General features: G+C 39.4%; 20 protein-coding genes and 1 pseudogene. 7 read left to right on the forward strand and 14 right to left on the reverse strand.

Translation table 11 applies throughout. The features are described from left to right. Nucleotides 1-11 precede the first annotated feature (11 nt). The 5 genes from AB6N04_RS13705 to AB6N04_RS13725 are packed head-to-tail and all read left to right on the forward strand — an operon-like array spanning nucleotide 12 to nucleotide 4,627. The gene (locus AB6N04_RS13705) at nucleotides 12-1,274 is read left to right on the forward strand and encodes an MFS transporter (RefSeq protein ID WP_369308858.1); all 1,263 of its coding nucleotides are present in this window, start codon (nucleotides 12-14) and stop codon (nucleotides 1,272-1,274) included. 17 nt (nucleotides 1,275-1,291) lie between these two features. Next, nucleotides 1,292-2,125 (forward strand): 3-keto-5-aminohexanoate cleavage protein, encoded by an 834-nt coding sequence (locus tag AB6N04_RS13710; RefSeq protein WP_369308859.1) that lies wholly within the window; start codon nucleotides 1,292-1,294, stop codon nucleotides 2,123-2,125. Next, the gene (locus AB6N04_RS13715; protein WP_369308860.1) at nucleotides 2,122-3,303 is read left to right on the forward strand and encodes an acetyl-CoA C-acetyltransferase; all 1,182 of its coding nucleotides are present in this window, start codon (nucleotides 2,122-2,124) and stop codon (nucleotides 3,301-3,303) included. Before AB6N04_RS13710 ends, AB6N04_RS13715 begins: the two co-directional genes overlap by 4 nt. A gap of 14 nt (nucleotides 3,304-3,317) precedes the next feature. Beyond that, complete coding sequence (gene atoD, locus AB6N04_RS13720; RefSeq protein ID WP_369308861.1) at nucleotides 3,318-3,974, forward strand: acetate CoA-transferase subunit alpha; 657 nt, start codon at nucleotides 3,318-3,320, stop codon at nucleotides 3,972-3,974. Continuing rightward, nucleotides 3,974-4,627, forward strand: a complete 654-nt coding sequence (locus AB6N04_RS13725; RefSeq protein ID WP_369312110.1) for a 3-oxoacid CoA-transferase subunit B — start codon at nucleotides 3,974-3,976, stop codon at nucleotides 4,625-4,627. The genes atoD and AB6N04_RS13725 overlap by 1 nt, the downstream gene beginning before the upstream one ends. A 34-nt stretch (nucleotides 4,628-4,661) precedes the next feature. Here the strand turns inward: AB6N04_RS13725 and AB6N04_RS13730 are convergent, their stop codons facing one another. The 13 genes from AB6N04_RS13730 to AB6N04_RS13790 form a co-directional block, all read right to left on the reverse strand. After that, nucleotides 4,662-5,819 carry a sugar diacid recognition domain-containing protein gene (locus tag AB6N04_RS13730; protein WP_369308862.1) on the reverse strand — a complete coding sequence of 386 codons (1,158 nt, stop codon included), beginning with the start codon at nucleotides 5,817-5,819 and terminating at the stop codon, nucleotides 4,662-4,664. A 168-nt stretch (nucleotides 5,820-5,987) separates the two neighbouring features. Continuing rightward, nucleotides 5,988-7,136, reverse strand: a complete 1,149-nt coding sequence (locus tag AB6N04_RS13735; RefSeq protein WP_369308863.1) for a glycerate kinase — start codon at nucleotides 7,134-7,136, stop codon at nucleotides 5,988-5,990. An 80-nt stretch (nucleotides 7,137-7,216) separates the two neighbouring features. After that, the gene (locus tag AB6N04_RS13740) at nucleotides 7,217-8,533 is read right to left on the reverse strand and encodes an MFS transporter (RefSeq protein WP_369308864.1); all 1,317 of its coding nucleotides are present in this window, start codon (nucleotides 8,531-8,533) and stop codon (nucleotides 7,217-7,219) included. A gap of 133 nt (nucleotides 8,534-8,666) precedes the next feature. After that, the gene (locus tag AB6N04_RS13745; protein ID WP_369308865.1) at nucleotides 8,667-10,169 is read right to left on the reverse strand and encodes an FGGY-family carbohydrate kinase; all 1,503 of its coding nucleotides are present in this window, start codon (nucleotides 10,167-10,169) and stop codon (nucleotides 8,667-8,669) included. A 19-nt stretch (nucleotides 10,170-10,188) separates the two neighbouring features. After that, nucleotides 10,189-11,229 (reverse strand): zinc-dependent dehydrogenase, encoded by a 1,041-nt coding sequence (locus tag AB6N04_RS13750; RefSeq protein WP_369308866.1) that lies wholly within the window; start codon nucleotides 11,227-11,229, stop codon nucleotides 10,189-10,191. A gap of 36 nt (nucleotides 11,230-11,265) precedes the next feature. Beyond that, nucleotides 11,266-12,075, reverse strand: coding sequence for a class I fructose-bisphosphate aldolase (locus AB6N04_RS13755; RefSeq protein ID WP_369308867.1), 810 nt, complete (start codon nucleotides 12,073-12,075; stop codon nucleotides 11,266-11,268). Nucleotides 12,076-12,105: 30 nt separating this feature from the next. Beyond that, nucleotides 12,106-13,065, reverse strand: a complete 960-nt coding sequence (locus tag AB6N04_RS13760) for a D-2-hydroxyacid dehydrogenase (protein ID WP_369308868.1) — start codon at nucleotides 13,063-13,065, stop codon at nucleotides 12,106-12,108. Nucleotides 13,066-13,343: 278 nt separating this feature from the next. Then, nucleotides 13,344-14,600 carry an amino acid deaminase gene (locus AB6N04_RS13765; protein ID WP_369308869.1) on the reverse strand — a complete coding sequence of 419 codons (1,257 nt, stop codon included), beginning with the start codon at nucleotides 14,598-14,600 and terminating at the stop codon, nucleotides 13,344-13,346. Between the two features lie 22 nt (nucleotides 14,601-14,622). After that, on the reverse strand, nucleotides 14,623-16,074 hold the full coding sequence (locus AB6N04_RS13770; RefSeq protein ID WP_369308870.1) for a sodium:solute symporter family protein: 1,452 nt from the start codon (nucleotides 16,072-16,074) through the stop codon (nucleotides 14,623-14,625). A 24-nt stretch (nucleotides 16,075-16,098) separates the two neighbouring features. After that, on the reverse strand, nucleotides 16,099-16,491 hold the full coding sequence (locus AB6N04_RS13775) for a RidA family protein (RefSeq protein ID WP_369308871.1): 393 nt from the start codon (nucleotides 16,489-16,491) through the stop codon (nucleotides 16,099-16,101). A gap of 16 nt (nucleotides 16,492-16,507) precedes the next feature. Further along, complete coding sequence (locus tag AB6N04_RS13780; RefSeq protein ID WP_369308872.1) at nucleotides 16,508-17,944, reverse strand: amidohydrolase family protein; 1,437 nt, start codon at nucleotides 17,942-17,944, stop codon at nucleotides 16,508-16,510. An 18-nt stretch (nucleotides 17,945-17,962) separates the two neighbouring features. Then, on the reverse strand, nucleotides 17,963-18,589 hold the full coding sequence (locus AB6N04_RS13785; RefSeq protein ID WP_369308873.1) for a 2-dehydro-3-deoxy-6-phosphogalactonate aldolase: 627 nt from the start codon (nucleotides 18,587-18,589) through the stop codon (nucleotides 17,963-17,965). Between the two features lie 32 nt (nucleotides 18,590-18,621). Then, nucleotides 18,622-19,617 (reverse strand): 2-dehydro-3-deoxygalactonokinase, encoded by a 996-nt coding sequence (locus tag AB6N04_RS13790; RefSeq protein WP_369308874.1) that lies wholly within the window; start codon nucleotides 19,615-19,617, stop codon nucleotides 18,622-18,624. Between the two features lie 252 nt (nucleotides 19,618-19,869). Here AB6N04_RS13790 and AB6N04_RS13795 point away from each other — a divergent pair, with 252 nt between their 5' ends. After that, entirely contained in the window at nucleotides 19,870-20,652 is a 783-nt protein-coding gene (locus AB6N04_RS13795; RefSeq protein ID WP_369308875.1) for an IclR family transcriptional regulator, read from the forward strand. 205 nt (nucleotides 20,653-20,857) lie between these two features. Then, a pseudogene (locus tag AB6N04_RS13800) lies at nucleotides 20,858-20,998 on the forward strand (LuxR C-terminal-related transcriptional regulator); the annotation flags it as partial. 13 nt (nucleotides 20,999-21,011) lie between these two features. Here AB6N04_RS13800 and AB6N04_RS13805 read toward each other — a convergent pair. Continuing rightward, entirely contained in the window at nucleotides 21,012-22,166 is a 1,155-nt protein-coding gene (locus AB6N04_RS13805; protein WP_369308876.1) for a CdaR family transcriptional regulator, read from the reverse strand. Nucleotides 22,167-22,187: the final 21 nt, after the last annotated feature.

Here is a 22,187-nt window from a genome sequence, read left to right on the forward strand (position 1 = left end):
GAGATAACCTCATGACACAATTACATGACACTACTGTCGGTAATCCAAAAGTAAAATGGCATGTACTTATTGGCGGCTTCTTTGGCTATATGTTCGATGCTGTTGATATTTTACTCCTTGCAGTGGCAATGCCAGTCATCATTGCCGATCTTGGTATCTCTACAGCGGATGGAGGACTGCTTGCGACTGCAACAATGGTCGGCATTGGCTTAAGTAGTATTGTGGTTGGTTGGTGCGCAGATACTTATGGACGACGCAAAACTCTGTTTTGGAGCCTAATGTTGTTTAGTGTGCTTACTGCTGCTATTGCCTTTACGAATACTTGGTTTGAGATCTTAGTGTTACGTTTTTTAGCTGGGTTAGGTCTCGGCGGAGTTTGGAGCATTATTGTGGCCTATATCGCCGAAACATGGCCAGCGAAGCAACGCGGTCGTGCTGCTTCATTTGTTTTAAGCTCTTTCCCTGCGGGAGCTGGTTTAGCTGCCTTCCTCGCTTACTTAATTATTCCAGCCTATGGTTGGCGTGCGCTGTTTTTATGTGGCGCAGGTGCCATATTTGCTGCCTTCTATTTCCTTATTTTTGTCCCTGAATCAGAAAGCTGGAAAAAAGAAAAAGCCGCCCAAGCCAAACGAGGCGAAAGAATTCGCATCAGTGAAATTTTTTCCAAAGAAATGGCGCGTAATACACTCCTTGCAACGACGGTTGCTAGCTTCGGGTTAATTGGTTATTGGGGATGTACCACTTGGCTACCGATGTTTTTAACTAAAGAGCGTGGGCTTACCATGGAGAGCATGTCACTGTTTTTTGTCGTCCTAAATATAGGCATGTTTGTCGGCTATAACGTCTTCGGTGTTATGGCAGATAAAATCGGGCGGCGAAATGCCATCATCATTTCGTTCATTGGTACCGCAATCACCTTACCTATTTACGTCAATATGACCAGTCATACTGCCTTACTTGTAATGGGGCCAGTTTATGCCTTCTTTACTGCCTTCGTTGGCTTAATGGGCTCTTATTTCCCTGAGTTATTCCCCACACGAGTACGCACGATCGGTGCAGGTTTTTGTTTCAATATTGGTCGAGGAATCTCCGCTTTCGCACCATTTGTGATGGGCTTCATTGCCCTGAGCTATGGCTTAGTCACAGGACTGATTATCTGCGCCGTTTTTTTCTGCTTAGCAGGCTTAATGATGTTCACCCTTCCTGATATCGATAAAACCAGACGTTCAATTGACAACACCAGCCCAAACACGGCCTCTCATCAGGAAATTTAATTTCAGGAGTTTCTAATATGACAAATAAAACAATAATTACTGTTGCCACCACTGGGGCTTTTCCAACAAAACAAGATAACCCGAATATTCCTCTCACCCCAAAAGAGATTGCAGAGGACGTCTACGAATGTTGGCAGGCCGGTGCATCTATTGCCCATTTGCATATGCGTGATGATGAAGGGCGTGGAACCATGGACATTAATAAGTTTCGCGAAACCGTCGCCTTAATCCGCGAAAAATGTGACATTGTGCTTAATCTCACGACTTCTGGAGATTTAAATGCAACGGACGAAACACGCATGATCCATGTTGCAGAGTTAAAGCCTGAACTTGCCTCCTATGACTGCGGTTCAATGAACTGGGCACATTCAGGTTTATTCATTAACCATCCCGCTTTTTTAGAAAGGTTAGGCCAGTTAATGATTGATAATGACGTTCGCCCTGAAATTGAGATCTTTGATGCTGGTATGTTTTATAACTCACTGTACTATATAAAGAAAAATCTCATCAAAACCCCCGCGTACTATCAATTTGTTCTAGGTGCTGCAGGCGGTATAGCCGCTACAGTGGAAAATCTTATTTTCTTACGCAACTTACTCCCAGCGGATGCACACTGGTCTGCATTTGGCATTGGTAAAGGGCATATGCCTATTTTAATGACAACCTTAGCAATGGGGGGACATGTCCGAGTTGGTATGGAAGATAATGTCTATTACAGCAAAGGCCGATTAGCTCAATCTAACGCTGAATTTGTGGCTCGTGCTGTTCGTCTTGCCAATGAAGTCGACAGAACCCCAGCTACCCCCGATGAAGCACGCAATATTTTAGCCTTGAAAAGGAAGCTCTCATGAATGATATCGTGATCGTCAGTGCTGTACGTACTGCTATTGGTAGCTTTGGCGGATCGTTAGCGTCAGTGAAGGCCACCGAGCTCGGTGCGATAGTCACAAAAGCGGTACTTGAGCGTACAGATATCCAACCTATTGAAATTGATGAAGTCCTATTAGGCAATGTGTTACAGGCGGGTCTTGGGCAAAATCCTGCTCGTCAAACCGCTCTCAAAGCAGGGCTCCCGGATACAACACCAGCGACAACATTAAATTTGGTGTGCGGCTCTGGTCTACAAAGCATCATCATGGCAGCCCAAACCATTCATGCTGGTGATAATAATGTCGTCTTAGCTGGGGGTATGGAGAATATGTCAGCGGCTCCCTACTTACTGGATCAAGCGCGATTTGGTTATCGGATGGGAAATGGCAATTTAATCGATAGCGTTGTCCACGATGGACTAAGCTGCGCGGTCAATCATTACCACATGGGCATTACCGCAGAAAATATCGCAAAGCGCTATAACATTAGTCGTGAAGAGCAAGATGAAGTCGCCCTACAATCACAGCTTCGTGCTCAAGCTGCAATTGAAAAAGGAGCATTCAACCAAGAAATTGTCCCTGTTACAGTGAAACTGAAAAAAGCAGAAGTTATTTTTGAGCAAGATGAATATGTTCGCTTCGGCACTTCTTACCCGTTACTAAGCCAGCTTCGTCCAGCCTTTGATCCGGCAGGAACCGTCACTGCGGGAAATTCGTCAGGGATCAACGATGGAGCCGCAGCCTTATTAGTGATGTCACGGCAACATGCTGAAAATTTAGGGCTAAAACCATTAGCCCGCATCCGTAGTTATGCCACAGCGGGGGTTGATCCCAGTATTATGGGTATGGGTCCCGTACCTTCCACATTGAAAGCCTTAGATAAAGCAGGGCTTCATATTAACGACCTTGATCTCATTGAAGCTAACGAGGCTTTTGCTGCACAATTTATTGCCGTTGGACGAGAGCTTAGACTTGATCCACAAAAAACCAATATCAATGGTGGTGCTATTGCGCTAGGTCACCCCATAGGTGCATCAGGAGCACGCATCTTAGTCACATTGTTACATGCTCTAAAAACGCAAGATAAAACTTTAGGGCTTGCCACATTATGTGTGGGAGGGGGGCAAGGTGTTTCCGTTATTGTTGAACGCCTTTCTTAATAAGGAGATGGACAATGAAACATAAAGTCATAAAAAAGGATAGCGTCATTAGTCACCTCCACGATGGAATGAGTATCATGTATGGTGGCTTTATGGGACAAGGAACCCCATCTAGCCTAGTGAGCCTCATTTTGCAATCAGGCATCAAGGACTTAACGTTAATTGGTAACGATACAGGTGTACCTGGGCTCGGTGTAGCACCGTTAATTGAAGCCAAAAGAGTTAAACGTTTAATTAGCTCTCACATTGGCCTTCTACCTGAAACAGGAAAGCAAATGATCTCCGGTGAATTAGATGTAGAGCTTGTTCCCCAAGGTACACTTGCAGAGCGCATACGCTGTGGCGGTGCTGGCCTTGGGGGAGTTTTAACCCCTACTGGCGTTGGCACTGTTGTGGAAAAAGGTAAACAAAGGCTCACCATTGAAGGTAAAAACTATTTACTTGAACTTCCATTACGCGCTGATCTTGCCATTATCCATGCTCATATTGGAGACACTGTGGGTAATTTACATTATCGACTTGCCTCTCGTAATTTTAATCCATTGATTGCACTAGCTGCTGATACCGTATTTGCCGAAGTAGAACAGCTAGTTGACGTGGGTAGTCTGGCTCCAGATACCGTCATGACACCTGGGTTGCTAGTGACCGGTTTATTTCAAGGAGATCAATGATGGATGCCAAAACAATTATTGCACGCCGCGTTGCACAAGAGCTAAAAGATGGTGATGTTGTTAATCTTGGGATCGGTTTACCCACTATGGTTGCGAATTACCTTTCCGATGATGTTGATATTTTACTGCAATCTGAAAATGGTTTTCTAGGGATTTGCCCTGCAAATGCACAAAATCCGGATCCTGATTTAGCTAATGCAGGGGGACAACCTTGCGGTATCATTACTGGTGGAGCGACCTTTGATAGCGCTTTCTCCTTCGCATTGATTCGAGGTGGCCATATTGACGCTTGTGTATTAGGCGGCTTAGAAGTTGACCAGCAAGGTAATTTAGCAAATTGGATGATCCCAGGGAAAATGGTTCCAGGTATGGGGGGCGCGATGGATTTAGTGACAGGCTCTAAAAATGTCATTGTCGCAATGGAACATTGCACAAAAACTGGAGAAGCGAAAATCTTGCGTCAATGCCGGCTTCCGCTTACAGCACAAAATTGTGTGTCTACAATTGTCACCGAACTCGCTGTTTTTCGTTTTATTAATGGGCAATTAACACTAGTGGAGCTTGCACCAGAGACTAGCGTAGAAACAATCAAAGCCTGCACAGAAGCGGAATTTGTCATTTCCGCAAACTTACAAAAAACTCAATTAATATAAACAATAATGCCCCATTATTTGGGGCTTTTATTCCTTAGTTTTTTAACTGTAAAGCAATATAAAGTAAAACTTTGCTTTCGATATTGAGCAAATTTAATTTTGTTATCTCTGATATTTTTTTTAATCGGTAATCTAGTGTATTTCTATGGATAAATAACTCATTTGCTGTTTCATTTACTAATAGATTATTTTTAAACCATGTCGTTAGTGTTTTAATTAAAATGCCATTGCTATCTTCGTGTAACAATATATTTAAAGGTTTCAATAATTCTTCAGAGGACCATTTAAAATTTAAACCATATAATAAAACGGGCAACATAATATCCTGATAACAATAAATAGTTAGTTGCGGTTTTTTCGCTTTACCAACTTGCATAGTTATTTTCGCCGTTTCATACGATTTTTTTACTGATTCATCGCTAGAGTCTAAAAATAAATTCCCTAATGCAATTTTAACTCTTAATTTAAAAAACTGTTTAATATCAGATTCTAATTTTATTATTTTCTTTTTTTGTTCATCCATACTCCAGCGATTAAATTGGTTTAAAGCTGGGCTTAAATAGACTATCTCTGTTAGTGATTGTATTGCTACTAAATTATCGGTATTGTTATACTCGATCAGTTTTTTAATCTCTTGTAATTCACTAAATGCGCTATTAACACCTAACTGACCGCTATCAACTTCAATAATAATCGCTACCCTTGGAATAGAAAAGTTGATGTTCAACTTTTTCGACCATTCCGAAATATTATCAGGGATCGTACCACTATCGATATAAGCTAAAATAATTTCCTCTTTGAATCTATCATTAAGATTCAAGTGGTTATATAGCTCAGCCTGCTCTAGCATCATTACCGCAGTCATAGATACAAGTTCGCCAAATTGCTTTATTTTCGTTGGCTCTCCCGTTAATCCAATAACACCGACTATCTTACTATTAAGATAAAGAGGTAAATTTACCCCTGGTTTAACACCGTGCAAATTATTTGCTGTCGCTTCATCAATAACAACAGTTCGTTTTTGTTTGATAGCAAGTAAAGCTCCTTCATGAAATTCACCTAAACGATTACTATCTCCACTCCCTATAATACAACCATTTTCGTCCATCACATTAATATTACAATCAATGATTCTCATTGTTCTATCAACAATTTCTTGAGCTAATTGGGAGGTAAGACAATAATCATACATATTTCAACCTCTCTTGCTGGCGTTATAAAATAAAAGCAAAGCTTTTAATACATAAGTTTTAATAATGTTTGTTTGTATTTTGTCTTTCCAGTATTCAATAAACAAAAAAAAAATCAAGATAAAATATTCACCCTTAAATAAATTAAACAAAGCTAAATTAACAATAATTTAATTCAATATATTAAGCGCTTTTATATTTAAAGTACTCGCAATATTTTTCGTGCAATTGAATAAGTTTTTTTCTGCATTACTTAATGCTTCTGAAAGAGAGCTTATTTTATGTAAAATACTAAAGGCAGAATCGATACCATATTGATGCAAATGGCTCAGATCATCTCCCATGCTGCCAACAATCGCGATGACCGGAATGTGATGTTTTTTCGCTAATTGAGCCACACCAAATGGGACTTTGCCATTTAAACTTTGACTATCCAATCTCCCTTCCCCAGTGACCACTAAATTTGCTCCTTGCATTAACGATTCAAGGTTTAACATTTTTGCAATAATATCGAACCCTGGCTTTAGATCTGCATGAAAAAAAGCCAGCAAAGCAGCCCCCATACCACCAGCAGCACCAGCTCCAGCAATATAATGCACTTCTACATCAAGATCCCGTTTAATAATGTCTGCAAAATGCTCTAAATTATGATCCAATATCTTAATATGCTCATTTGTCGCCCCTTTTTGTGGGCCAAATATAACCGATGCTCCATTTTTACCAATTAGTGGATTTGATACATCACAAGCAATACTAAATTGACATTCTTTAATTCTCGGATCCATCATGCTGACATCAATATGCGCAATATCTGAAAGCGCTTGACCACCCAATTTAATTTGCTCTCCATGTTTATCTAACAATTTAGCACCTAAGGCTTGTAACATTCCTGCACCGCCATCATTCGTTGCACTTCCGCCGATACCGATAACAATATGTTTAACTCCTGTATCTAGACAGGCTTTTATTAATTCACCAGTGCCGTATGACGTTGTTAATAAAGGGTTTCTTAAATCTGGAGGAACAAGTTCTAAACCACTCGCCGCAGCCATTTCGATAAACGCTTGCTGTTTATTTTGAGAAAGCCCATAAAATGCGGTAACACCGTTTCCTAATGGACCAATCACATCAATGTGACAAATTTCGCCATTGGTGGCTTCAACCATAGTCGCAACGGTTCCTTCTCCACCATCTGCCATTGGACATTTAATGTAAGTGGCATCTGGAAATACCTCTTTGAATCCTCTTTCGATAACTGTTGCAACTTTCAATGCAGATAAACTCTCTTTAAAGGAGTCAGGTGCAATGACTATTTTCATAAAATAATCCTTTTGAAATTTAATTATCAATAATTTGAAAATTCAGGTGAGCAGCATACTCACCTGAAACAACTTTTTAATTATTTTGGTTCATCAAGTAATAGGATCATAATTAAGCCAATCACTGCACAGACACCAAAGTAAGAAAATACGGCATCAAATTTTCCTGTCATATCTAATAAAAATCCAGCCATCATTGGGGATACAAACCCGCCTAAATTTCCGCCACTGTTTACCACTGAAATTGCTATTGGGTAATTATTATTATCCGCTACACCCATTGGGTATGCGGTAAACGCAGGCCAACCAATATTTAAAAATAAACCAACAGAAAATAGCGCAACTGCTACAGCTGTCGTGCTTTCGGGAACATTAAGCATGATTAGCATCATAACTATCGTTGCAACTGCGGTAAAAAGCATGGTAGGTTTACGACGGCGGCCTAAAATTTTATCGGAGATCCAGCCACCGGTGATAGAGCCAACAAATCCACCAACAAAGGGCATCGAAGCAACAAACCCCATTTTCATAAATGAAAAACCTTTTTCATTTACAAGATAAGAAGGAATCCACGTCAAAATGCCATATAAAATACTCACCATCATGAAATAAGCAATTGTGTTACACCAAATATTTTTAGATTTAAATACTTGAGATGCTGAATTTAATGGTGTTACTGATTTAACACGAATTATTTTATCTAATTTATTAAATTTATCACTAAGGACTATATTACCTTCAATTTTCTTTTCTGCTATTTCCGAATTATCTGCTCGAATATAATCTAATTCACTTTGCGAAACAAAACGACTCTCTTCTGGTTTTGTTCTAACAAATAAATACCAAATAATCGCCAAGAAAATACCTGGAATAGCAAAGAGAATAAAGACCCAACGCCAACCATAAGTTAAAGCTATCCAAACAACCAATGGTGGGACAATAATGGGAGCAAACATAGTTGATGCTATATAAACACCCGTTGCCGTTGCCTTTTCTTTTGCTGGAAACCAATTATTAATTGTGGATGTCAAGCCTACAGGTGTTGGTGCTTCAGCCATTCCTAACCCTAAACGTAACCACTTAATTGCAAAGGCAGATTGAGCTAATCCGATTAACCATGTCATCGCAGAGAAGCCAAGAATGGATAAAGATACCATTCCTCTTATCCCTCGTTTCGCCATCCAAAAACCTGCTGGAATTTGACACAATGCATAACCTAAGAAAAACATGCTTGCTAAAGAACCAGCTTCTAAATTTGTTAATTTAAACTCATCTGTAATAAAAGGTAAAACAGCTCCAATATTACTTCTATCAGCATAGTTTACAGCATAGACAATAAAAATCAGGGCCAAAACCACCCAACGATAATTAGTCTTTGGATTAATTGAATTTATCATTATTTATACTCCAGAGCGGATTATTATTTTAATACACGTTTTGTTACCTGCTTTTTTTTAGAATGAAGCCACCCTGCTAATTAATTAAAATTAACATTTCGGACAGCCGTTACAGTAGAAATCGTTAGCTATTTTATTTATTTGATAAGCTATACATTGTTTCCTTTAATAAAGGATAAAGCCCATCATAAATATTAAATTGCTTATTATAAATTTCTTGTATTTTTTTATCTTTATTCGGGGTAAATACCATATCTTCCGTTTTTATAATTGGTAAATCTGGGTCATTGATACCGCAAAAAAAACCTGCACCAGTTGCCCCGACCATCGCTGCACCAAATGCGGCTGCATCCGCGGTTTGTGCAATACTATATTCAACCTGAAGAATGTCTGCTTTTATTTGGGTCCATAATAAGCTACGAGAGCCACCACCCACGCTTAATAGCTCATCCAACACAACCCCCCATTTCTCATTAGCAATAGTCAATATTTGTTTTAAGCCATAAGCAGTGCCTTCAAAAGCCGCCCTTACCATATCGTCTCGATTATGATTTAAACGCAACCCAATCCATGCTCCTGATGCATTCACATCCCAAATAGGACTACGCTCTCCGGCTAAATAAGGTAAATAAATTAATCCATTCGCCCCTGGTGTTGATGCCTTTGAAAATTCTTCGAGTTGTTCATGATCATTAATTTCAGGCCAAACTGCATGGTTAAGCCAATTAAAAGTCCCCCCTGTTGTAGACATTGCTCCGTGAGCCAACCATTGATTCGGTACAATGTGATATCGATTCATAAAGCGGTGATCAAAGTTGGGTTCCTCCAAGCAAAATGTAATAACACCTGAAGTACCTGTCGATTCAAAAGCCGTTTCAGAATCAAGCAGCCCGACAGCAAATGCCGCCGCTGCAGTATCCGCTGACCCCAAAATAATTGGCGTTCCTACCTGTAATCCGGTCTCTTGTGCTGCTGTCTGATCCACTTGCCCAACGACAGAAGTACAAGGGTAAATCGGCGGTAAAATATCGTGGTTAAATCGCCAATATTGCAATAATTCCTTTGACCACTTAGGCGCTTTTGATAAAACAACAGCCCCTGAATATGCGGCTTGTGTTGGGTCAATTGCCGCTTTTTTACTACCCAGTTTTAATGATAAAAAGCTATTTAGTAGTACCACCTTATGTACTTTTTGCATCAGTTCGGGTTGCTGCATTTGTAGCCACCCGAGTGTGCCAACCCAGCAAGCTGATGGACTAGGGCTATTGCAAGATAATGCTTGAACCTTATTAAGGTCTTTCCCTAATGTTTGCTGAATAAATCCTTCTGAACGGCCATCAAGATAGGTTATCCCGTTCGTGACAGGTTGGTTATTTTTATCCAATAAAACAAGCGTTGGGCAAGCAACAGAAAAACTCACAGAAACAATCTTCTTCACTTGTGAAGAGACCTCTCGTATTGCTTCTGCAGTCTTTTTCCAAAAATCATTTAGATTAATTTCATGACTTCTGAGAGACTTGGAAATAATATTGGTATCACGCGATGCTTTTGCTAATAATTCTCCATGAAAGTTAAAAGCACACACCTTTACACTGCTGCTACCTGCATCTACTCCCAAATAGACACTGTCCATCATATTGCCTCCAACGCGTATTTTAATTGTTGTGTATAATGATTTTGATTGCGTCACCTTTTTGGGCGGTTACCATGGCCTCATTGATTTCATCCAATGAAAAACGGTGGGTAATTAATTTTTCAATATCAATTAATCCAGATGAAATCAGTGTTAATGCTTGTTGGTAGCCATTTCGACTTAATGCACTAGCCCCTGTAATGATAAGCTCGTTATAATGGATGATGTTGACATCAATTTGCGCCATATCATCTTTAGAAAAACCCGCGAAGAGGTTAACTCGCCCACCTTTTCTGGCGAGTTTGAAAGCAGGATCTACCAGCTCAGGAATACCGATAGCCACAATGACAACATCTGCACCAACACCTTCGGTTACATTTTTGACAACATCTAACAGGTTGTCCTTCTGGCTATTCACTACATGGGTTGCACCACAATTTAGTGCTGCTTGCTGGCGCTGTTCACTAAGCTCACTCACAATAATATTTGTTGCACCAGAAAGACGCGCTAATAACACATGCATTAACCCTATTGGCCCTGCACCAATGACAACGACTGTATCACCAAGTTCAATACCCACATTTTTTTGTCCATTGATACAGCAAGCTAACGGTTCCGCTAGTGCAGCCGCTTCATAAGACATACCCTTAGGAATTTTAAACACATTTCCTGACGATAATGCGACCTCAGGTATCCGTACATATTCAGCAAAAGCCCCATCAAATTCATAACCTATTGCTTGGCGATTTAAACATATGTTTTCTTTTCCAATGCGACAATAGACACAAGAACGACATGGAATAACTGGGTCAATAGCAATGGCATCTCCAATATTTAACCCCGTAACCTCTTCTCCTATTTCAACAACTTCCCCCGAAAATTCATGCCCAATGACAGATGGGTAGCGGACACCCTTAGTTTTCTTACCTGAAATAATTCGACCATCCGTTCCACAAATCGCCGCTGCTTTAACTTTAATAACCACATCACCTTTACCAACTTGTGGATATTTAATCTCCGTCACTTTTAATTCATTCGGTGCGTACAATACCGCTGCTTTCATTCTGCCCTCCCAATGCATAATGCTTAAAGATATGGGTTAGCGACCGCCTGCTTGCTTATACTCCGCAATCGCTTGGTCAACTGAGTAATCATCATTAATCAATGCGTTTAATGCTTTAATCACTGCTGTTGGATTCTCATGCTGCCAGACAAAACGACCATAAGTGACACCACCAACCCCAATATCTAATGCCTTACGCGTATTTGTTAAGAAGCTCACAAGGTCATTGCCCATGTCTCCTCCCGCCAAAGCGACCATGGCAGGACAGCTATCAACCACGGATTTAAACGTTTCAGGAGAGCCTGACCATAACGTTTTAATGACATCAACCCCTAACTCCGCCCCAGCACGCACACAGTACGCTAAATTTTTAGCATCAAAACTGTCTTCAATCATTGGACCTTTTGGATAGATGTGTGCAATTAAAGGCAGACCTGCGGACGCAGCTGCTTTTGATACTTGTCCTAAGAACGTTAGTTGCAGCGCTTGTTCCGGTCCTCCCATAATACAACCAACTGAAATGGCATCAGCACCTAAGCGAATAGCTTCTTCAACATCTGCAACAGGAGTGTCATAAGCCTCGTGGTAAGGAATGGAATAACTGGTGGCTTTCATGATGATAGAGATGTCGGATGCCGTATACGGAGGAAACACTTTTTCAATAATTCCTTTATGCATCGTAATCGCATCAGGTTCCCCAGCAACAACATCCTTCATAACAGATTTAATATCACCAATTCCTGGCAGTACACCACGTGTAATTGGATGATCCATCGTAATCGCTAAAAGACGCCCAGACTTTTTATTTAATAATCTTTTTAAACGGATCTCTTTTCCTATAAACATATTGATAACCTCTTTAAATTAAGGAGTAAATTAATTAACTAAATTTTTAGGGTGACCAGATAAAAAAGCATCTATATTATCCATCATCATATCTGACAGTGTTTGTATTGCTTCAAAACTTGCCCACGATATATGTGGAGTAAGAATAAAATTGGATAATTTCGTTAATTTCATTATAGGGCTTTCAATTTTAGGTGGTTCTGAAACACAAACATCAAACCCTGCACCTAATATTTTATTATTCTTTAATGCATCATATAATGCTTCTTCATTCACAATGCCCCCCCGTGCTGTATTAATTAAAATACAAGATGGCTTCATCTGTTCAAATTCAGAATAACTAATTAAATCTTTAGTTGAATTTAATAATGGACAGTGGATGGAAATAATATCACTTTGTGCAATAACTTCTTCAAATGGTGTATATAGAGGTCCCATATTATTGTTCCCTTTATATGTTGAAAATAATACTTTCATCCCAAACGCTTTTGCGATTTCCGCAACGGCTTTCCCAAGCACCCCATCACCAATAATACCTAGCGTTGAACCTGATAAGTTATTAATTTTATAATCAAAGTAGCAAAATTGACCTGACTCTTGCCAGCGTTCTTTTCGCACTGACTCCGCGTATGCTAATAAACTTCGGCGCAACGCTAAAATAAGAGAAAATGTGTGCTCAGGAACGGTATTAATTGCGTAATTTCGGATGTTAGACACTAAGATATGGTGATCATTACAGGCTTCGATATCAATCACATCTGTTCCCGTTGCAGCAACAGAAATAAATTTTAAATTACTTGCTGATTCGATTATCTTTCTTGTTATTTTTACTTTATTTGTAATAATAACATTAGCATCTTTAATACGCTCAATGACTTCATGACTTAGCGTTTTTCCATATAGTACTAATTCATAATCTTTATTTATTTTCTTAATTTTTATCCCTTCCGGAAAAGTATCGTGATCAAGGAATACGATTTTATTTTTCATACCTGTTACCTCCAAATTAAGAAAATAAATAATTATTAGAAATTTCTATTTAATAGAATTATATATTTTGCTTAATGAGAAGGCATTGTGATAATGGCTAATTTTTATAGGATGAAATGCGATATTTTTGTGCACATGCATAAATTGTTATGAATTCGATCACAAGAATATTTTTTATCAATTTTTATTATATTTTCTCAATATTTGTTATAACACATAAAAAATCAGCCACTGAAAACTCAGTGGCTTATCATACACGGATAAATACAAAGTATTGTTTAAAAATAAGTTGGCATATCTTCTAACACATTATAAGCATCATCAATTAGATAAATCACTTTCCATTTATCAAACGTGATACATGGGTGAGAAGTCCCGAAGATTAGTATATCGCCCACTTGAAAATCACAGCTTTCATCGAATGATAAAATAGCGTGCTGATCCATTAAACCAACGGTTTTAGCCGCGCCTTTTTGAAAAGCCACTTGCTGGCCTTCCCGATATAACATAAGAGGCTGTGGTAAGCCCGAATCAAATGCAACATCCCGTTTGCCAAAGTTGACTATAGCGCGCCCTTTTTCAGGCAGAGACTGAATTAACGCCACAATTTCCATTGCAGGCATTAAGTCACCATCTAATTGGCAAGCCACATTGTCTCTAGCTTTTAAGGCTTGCTGGGCTTCATCATAAATACCGTGGTCATGGGTGATATAGCAACCGGGCCGGATCACAAAACGAAAAGGCTTAGAAAAGCGAAACGTTGTCATTTTTTGACTGACAAGGTCATACCAAACAGAGCCTGCTCCTGTTAGTAAGATTTCACCATGATGTTTATCAAACATCCCCAAGCTATCCAGTTTTTGGCTCGTCGTTAACACTCGCTGTAAGAATCGCTGTACCTCATTAATATCTTTTTCTGCATTATCGCTATGAATAACGCCTTCATAAAATTCAATTCCGGATACCACTAAAGAGGGTAACAATTTTAACTCTTCAGCTAACAGCAAAGCTTCATCTTCTGTACGGCAGCCACAACGTCCACCACTAATGCCAAGTTCAATCAGAATATTCAGTGTCTGGTTTTCGTATGAAAAGACCTCTGCAAGCTGTTTAGCATTTTGAATACTATCAACACAGCAATACAGATTGGCTTGATTGAGCTTAACGAGCTCTGCAAGTAACCGAATATTGGTTTTTCCCACAACCTGATTAGCAATAATGATATTCTTAATACCCGATTCAATTGCCACCTTTGCCTGATAAGCCGTCCCAACACTTAATCCCCAAGCGCCTTGTGCGATTTGGCGTTTGAAAATTGCGGGGGTCATGGTCGTTTTACCGTGAGGCGATAACGAAACATTCACTGCATTTGCATAATATTGCATCCATGCAATATTATTTTCTAATTCACGCTGTTTCACAACGACTGCCGGTAGGCATACATCTTCGAGCAAAATGTTTATCTGCACGCTCTCTGAGTTATGTAACTTCGTCGACTTGTGTTTTATCCCTTCGAGAAAATTATGTTGTGTCATTTGTATCTCTCAACTTGAAAATTTAGTTACTTTTTGCGGTATTTTCTCTTTCATGAGTAATGTTTTCCAAAACAGCCTCACGACTGAGTTTATTTTTGGGTGTCACTAAGGTCACAATAACCGCACAAACCAAACTCATTAATAATGCAGGGATCACTGGATTTCCTAATTTTGCTGACCACTCAGGTGTTAAAATAACTGTTAATGATGTTGAGCTTCCCGCCACCAGTGCTGCGATACAGCCTTGCCAATTAAATCGATGCCAGAATTTACCTAATAACACCGTGACACAAAGCCCTGACATAATCATTGAAATCATTTTAGTGATATAGCCAATGATGTCATTTGAGGTCAATGCGAACACGAGTGCTAATAAAATAACGCTAAGCAAGAAGATCCGAGACAAATTAATTGCTTTCTCTGGTGGTGGCATTTTTCCTGTCACCATCGTATAAATATCACGTAAGATTATCGAAACCCCTGCGATAGCATCTGAACTACCAGATGACATATTGGCAGACATACCTGCAATCAATACCACCATAGCCAACACATGAGGTAGCGCATTGGTTGCATATAAGAAAGCAAAACTGCTGTTTTCTAAATTAGGCTCCATTACATGGGTCGCCATACCAATGATTGCAGGTAAAAACGAGAACCCCATATACAAGACACCCGTAATAATGAACGATTGGCGAATGGCTTTTGTCGATGCTGCTGAATAAATACGCTGGCGATATGAAGGTGTAGCCAGAACACCGATACCAATCACGATGGCAAGTGAAATTGCAGGTAGCATACCAAGCTTACCAATCCCAAAGAGAGTAAATGCTTTTGGATCTGTATGTTGGACAACAACATCCCATCCGCCAACGTAGCTCACTGAGGCGACTGCAAGAATAATAAACCCAAGGAATAAAACAATAGATTGCAATGTATCAATCCATGAAACTGCTTTATAACCCCCAATACCAACATAGAACACAAAGCCTACGGCAATAATGATCTTAGCGACCGTGATATCAATATCTGCGGCCCATGCCAAGTACAAGCCACCACCGAGGATATGCGCACCTAGCCAACCAATAGATGCTAAGAAAATTAATATCGCCACTAGATTTTTAACTAAACGGCTGCCACCTGTGTAGTAACAAATTTCCTCGCTCATTGTCATAAAGCGATAGTTTCTTACTGGTGCAAATAACCAAGCTGTTAACAAAATGCCCGTCGCACCGCCAATACCATATAGCATACCAGCCCAACCATTCGAGTAACCAAAACTCACTGCGCCAATACTTGACCCTGTTCCGACCATCGTACCAACAGTTGAACCTAAGGTGAGTAACATCGGTAGTTTTCGACCACCTAGAATGAAATCTTCACCGGTCTTTTGGTGCCTCGTCACATACCAACCAACGAACATCATGACGAACGCGTACACTAAAAACCACATTAAGAAATTATTATGTTCCATAATAGCCCCTCATCGTCTCAGCGATTAAGATTTGAACTTGCTGTTAAAGCAGGTAATGTCCACTTCAACCATGCAGTCAACAACGAGATCCGCGACAAAACAGACCCTCGCTGGTGGATGTTCCGCAAAGAATTGCTGAAACACTTTATTAAAGGACTGAAAATAGCGAGCATCACTCAAAACCACTTTCATATGCACAATATCTTGGCGTTCAAATCCCGCATCCTTCATAATGTTTAAACAGTTTTCGATAGCCAATTTTGATTGTGCGATAATACCGCCATCAATCACTTCGCCATCAATCATCGGTGTTTGCCCTGACACATATAACCAGCCGTCCGCAAGTACAGCTTTCGAAAAAGGTAATGACTGTCCACCAGTCCCTTTTGAACCTTCAACGCCAAATCGTTTAATCATTGTATTTTTCTCTCTTTTATTTATTTCTTTCTAGGAATTTACCTGCTCTATCTCCAGTCATTTCCTTTGCGATATAAGTCAGAACACCATTAACAAACACATATTCAATACCATCTGCTTTCTGTTTTGGATCTTGGAATGTGGAAGTTTCATTGATTTTTATTGGGTCAAATAAGACGATATCCGCAAAAAAGTTTTCTTGGATAAGCCCCCTATCTTTCAAACAAAAACGCTGAGCAGACATACCTGTCATCTTGTGAATCGCTGTTGTCATAGGAAAAAGTTTTTCATCACGACTGTAATGACTTATAACCCGTGGAAATGTGCCCCATAGACGTGGGTGTGGATTAGGATCGCGAGGTAATCCATCTGAACCGACCATACTGCTTGGGTGTTGCAATACGCGGCGAACATCATCTTCGTGCATTTGAAAATAAATAGCGCCCGCGGGAACAATTTTTTCGGCTACTTGATAAATATCGATATCCCACATTACGGCAATATCTTTTAGTGTCTTACCTGCAACATCAGGGAATGGTGTTGACCAAGTGACTAAGATGTCATAGTCTTCAGTGACTTGAGTGATATCTAAGTTTGAAGAACCTGCTCTATAAGGATAGCAATCACAGTTAATATCTTGTATTTTTTGATATTTTTCGATTAACGCTAATGTCTCTTTCGTGCGTCCCCAGTTTTTTGCTCCCGCACACTTATGATGAGAGATCTGCACTGGAACTTTTGCATGACGACCAATATGAAAAGCTTCATGCATTGCATCAATAATCCCATCATATTCAGTACGCATATGCGTTGTATAAATACCCTGATATTCAGCTAATAATTCAGCTAATTCACAGATTTCTTCTGTCGATGAATTAATAGCATTTCCGTAAGACAAGCCAGTACTAAGCCCTAAAGCTCCGTCCTTTAGCGCAGCCTCTAAAACTTGCTTCATCTGTGCGATATTGCTGGTGCTGGCCGGTTTTAATAAATCCGAAACACAGTTATTTCTTAACGTAGTATGACCAATTAATGTCGCCACATTGACCGTCGGTGTAATTTCATTAATTTTTTGTTTATAACTGGTTAAATCTGCAAAATTAAATTCGTTTAATTCACCCAATAAATTAATAGGATCAGGAACTTCATCTTTTAATGTTGCGCATGCAGCACTGATGCCACAGTTACCGACAATAATTGTCGTAACGCCTTGTGATGTTTTTTCAATATATTCAGGTTTATCAATGACAATTAAATCATCATGTGTATGCACATCAATAAATCCAGGAGATAAAATCAGCCCTGAACAATCAATTATTTTTTCAGACTCTTCACTAATATTCTTAGAAATTTTAATAATGCGGTCATTTTTAATTGCCACATCGCTGATATATTCATTTTTACCACTGCCATCAATAACAGTGGCATTTTTAAAAACATAATCGAATTTCATTTTAAGATCTCTTTTAACTTAATAAGTTTGATTTTTAAATGCGATATATGCAGATATAAATGCTTTCGCGTTCTCTCTCGTTTTCTCTGGTGATTGGCCTATACGGTAAAGATCGTTCCCAAGTCCTGCGCCATAACAGCCAATACTTAGGTACTCATGTAAATTCTGTGGTGTCACGCCACCGACCGCATAAATAGCAATCTCTTTGGGGAGCACTGACATCAACGATTTAACATAGTTAACACCCAGCGGCACGGTAGGAAATATTTTTAAATTACGGGCACCAGCATCAATCGCTGTAAATGCCTCAGTCGCTGTTGCACACCCTGGATATATTTCCATCTTATTTTCTAATGTTGATTTAATTACCGAAACATTAATATTCGGTGTGACAATTATTTTGGCATTCATTGCCGCTAATATTTCGACATTTTTTTGATCCAGAACAGTTCCAGCTCCTATTTTTAATTGATTGCCATAATGCTGAATAGCCAATGGAATGCTTTTTTCCCACTCTTGGGAGTTCAATGGAATTTCTATATATTGAAATCCTTCTTCAGCAAGTATAGAAATATGCTCTAAGACTTCTTCAGGTTTAATTCCACGTAATATCGCAATTAAGGGAATGTCATTTTCAGAATTCATACAATCACCTAATAACAAATCATTAAGAATACTTATTTATATTCTGTTAGGTTTAATATTGAAATTGCACCTAATCCAGAATATGGCTGTTCCTTTTTATCTTCCAATAGGCTAATTTCACCCGTGAAATAACTATCATTTTTAATTAATAATTGAAGCGCATTCGCTAAGATAGGCTTTCCACTAATCACAACCTTTAGGTCGTTAGTCATACATAAGGCTTGGCTGTTTTTTATCGCGAGTAAATCCGATGCTAAAATCGCGCCTAATAAAAAACTCGATTTTTGGTTCAGTGAGGCATCCGTAAAAAGGTCTAATAGCCTGACTGAAAAACAGCTTCTCGCTATCCCCACTTGTTGGCTTAACTTAGCGCCTTTAAGCAAATATTCAACATCAAGTTGCTGAGCAAATTGGTGATCTAATGAGCTTGCCAGTATCGTTTGATGCGTTAATGTATCGAAGATTTCTCCCGCCATTGTGGTCGCAATCGCAATCACATTTTTATTGTCATCAATGCGAACAAACTTTGAATGTGATCCGGGTAAGATCACCAGAGAAGCCTCTAAATCCGGTTGCTGCGCTAAAATACCAAAGATCTCAACTTCTTCACCACGCATCACATCCATGCTTTCAATGGTGTCAAATGTTAAATCCGCCGTTTTATTTTTAATTCCTGGAATAAAAATAATGGGTCTTTCACTAATTTCATTTATCACACACGCTCTGGCTTTTTGCGCGAGCTGTCGTACAGAAACAGGTGTCACTTCATGAGGTAAATGGTATAACCCAATTTCTGAAGTGATCATGCCCGATGCTACTAAACGATAATTTTCCTTTTCTTTATCACTAAATTTTTCCAAAAGCTGCGTCAAAAGCGTTTTTATCGATTGAATTAAGCGCGTATTACTCCCATTTTTTGCACAATCCCGAATACCGACTTCCGTGCTCAGTTCACCAATAACCGTGTTATTTCGCCATGCTCTCACGCGGGTATTTGTTGTCCCTGTATCAATGGTCACTATCAACATATCTATCCCTTCAAAAATAACGGAACGACGTTCCTTTTTTAATAAAATACATTAAAATAAAGGAATGTCGTTCCATTTATTCGAAAATAACGATCATGATCACAATCAATAACGTAAAGACACGTCTTTTCAACTAGTTACAAGCTCTCTGCCGTTACACACAAAAAAGTCAGCATCAGGAGAAAATGGAACGACGTTTAACTCACGTGAAATTATGCGTACAATGGCTCCAGCGCAGGTAAGGAGCCAACAATGACGAAAGACAGCCAAGCAAACTCATCCAACATTGATAGAGTACTAACTATCCTCGAAGAGATAAGTAATCATTCCGATGGAATTTCATTGGCAGAATTGGTTAAAAACACAGGGATAGCCAAAACAACCGCGTTTCGGATATTAGAAACGCTAAAAGAACGCCAATATGTTAGCCTTGATCACCTTACAGAGCGTTATAATCTTGATTTAAAAAGCCTTGAGCTAGGAATTAAAGGTTTAATGAATGTCAATTTAGTTGAAGTTTCAATTCCCTACTTAAAGACTCTCTCAAGCTCGACATTCGAAACCTGCTTTTTGGGCGTCTATAACAGTGGGCATGTCGTGTATTTATATAAAAGTGAAGGCACCCTTTCAATTCAAACAACCGCAAAATTAGGCGCAAGGTTACCAGCATACTGCACAGGGATTGGGAAAGCACTTTTGGCATTCCAACCTTTAGAAGAAATTGATGAGGTTCTAGAAAAGCCGCTGGTTAAATATACGGAAAAAACCGTTGTGGATAGAATGAAACTGTATGAATTATTGGCAGATATTCGTTTGAAAGGCTTTTCGTTAGATAATGAGGAAAATGAAGAAGGACTGACTTGTGTTGCACGACCAGTATTTAACTATACCGGAAATATTGTTGGGGCAATCAGCGTTGCAGGACCAACGCATCGTATGTTACCCAAAATAGATAGGGTAAATGACGAACTTGCCCACGTCTGTTTACTGATTTCCCGCCGTCTTGGCTATATCGAACCTGCCACCAGCAAATAAACGCAATAAACCCCGTCTAGCGTGGTGGACGGGGCTCTAATAGCAATATTTGTTGTTTACATAAGAGCAATATACTGGCTCACTTCCCTGTAAAGCCAGAACTCAGTGGCGATTTCTCACCAACTGATACTGACGATTTAAGACTTAGCTATTCAATAGGTGCACTCCAAATGTGCACTAAACAGCAGAATGGGAAGAGTAAAATAGGGGCATCCCCAATAAACAACTCGCCAATAAATCAAGTATTACGGAAAGTACCGTTAAAGTGCATGTGAAGCATTTGCTGAAAAAACTGAATTTAACATCACCTGTAGAAGCGGCTATTTGGGTTTTTCAGCCCAAATAGCCTTTGTCGTTTATTACGTTAATGCATCTAGCCATGGCTGTTGTTTTGGGTAACGTCGGCGATAGCCATGCATTGCTACGGACAATTGAATTAAATCGGTAAATTTTGTGGGGTCTAACCCCGTTTGCTTTTTAATTTGTTGTAGCCGGTAACTTAGCGTGTTGCGATGAATGCCAAGCTGCAAGGCGGTATTACCAATTTCGCCATTTTGCGATAAAAACAGTTCTAAGGTTTCTAACAAAATTTCCCCGGAATCATGCGCTAAAATCTTATTGCAAATATCCAAAAAGAAGTTAAATAAGTAACTGTTTTCTAACTCATTAAATAAACAAAATGACGCCATTTCCTTAAATAAGAAAACTTGTTTTTCAGGAACCGTTTGACGCCCCACATCAATGACTGAACGTGCGAAATGTACCGCATCTCGCACATGTTCTTCGCTGTCTGCTTGTACACCAACACCAATATAATACTGGCTAAGTTGACTATCTAATATAAAATGAAGATGAGGGATAAATGACTCATTTTGATAGTGTTTTGAAGGAAATAGCATCAACACTTCACGGCTATTGAGTAGCAACACATCACTTTTTTCCATCGCCGATAATTCCGTAATGATGGTATCCAAAATCTCAGGACGATACTGAATAGCCTCAATGTTAATAATCACTGGGATGGTCGGTAAAGAAAACGAAAAACCTGAATTATGCAGTTTTAATAATGCACTACGCCCTTGGTTCGGCGTGCTACTTTCAATAAACTGAACAAATAACATATCCCGTAACCGGTGCTGCCAATTGATACTACGGCGTTCAATTTCTTGCTTAATCAATAACTCAGCAGTAAGGATTGCTAATTCTGCATAACGCTGAATAACCACGGGATCGCCACTAACACCAATCACTAACTCCACTTTATCTGCCACGATAATCGGGTGATTAATCCCCGGTGCAACATTCAAATACGCACGCGCTTCATTTTCATTGTAAATAGTGATCCGTTTACCGCAGCGGATCACCTCCACTGCGGCCTCATGCGTTTCACCAATACGTTTTTTCTCCCCCGAGGCGATAATCACGCCCTGACTGTTAATCACATTGACGTTATGATGGATAATGCCCATTGCACGCGTCACAATATCATTAGCTAATTTTTCAGTCAGTAGCATATTACCGCCTCATCTTATTGT

The sequence above is a fragment of the Providencia rettgeri genome (genome assembly GCF_041075285.1).
Taxonomy (GTDB): Bacteria; Pseudomonadota; Gammaproteobacteria; order Enterobacterales; family Enterobacteriaceae; genus Providencia; species Providencia rettgeri_G.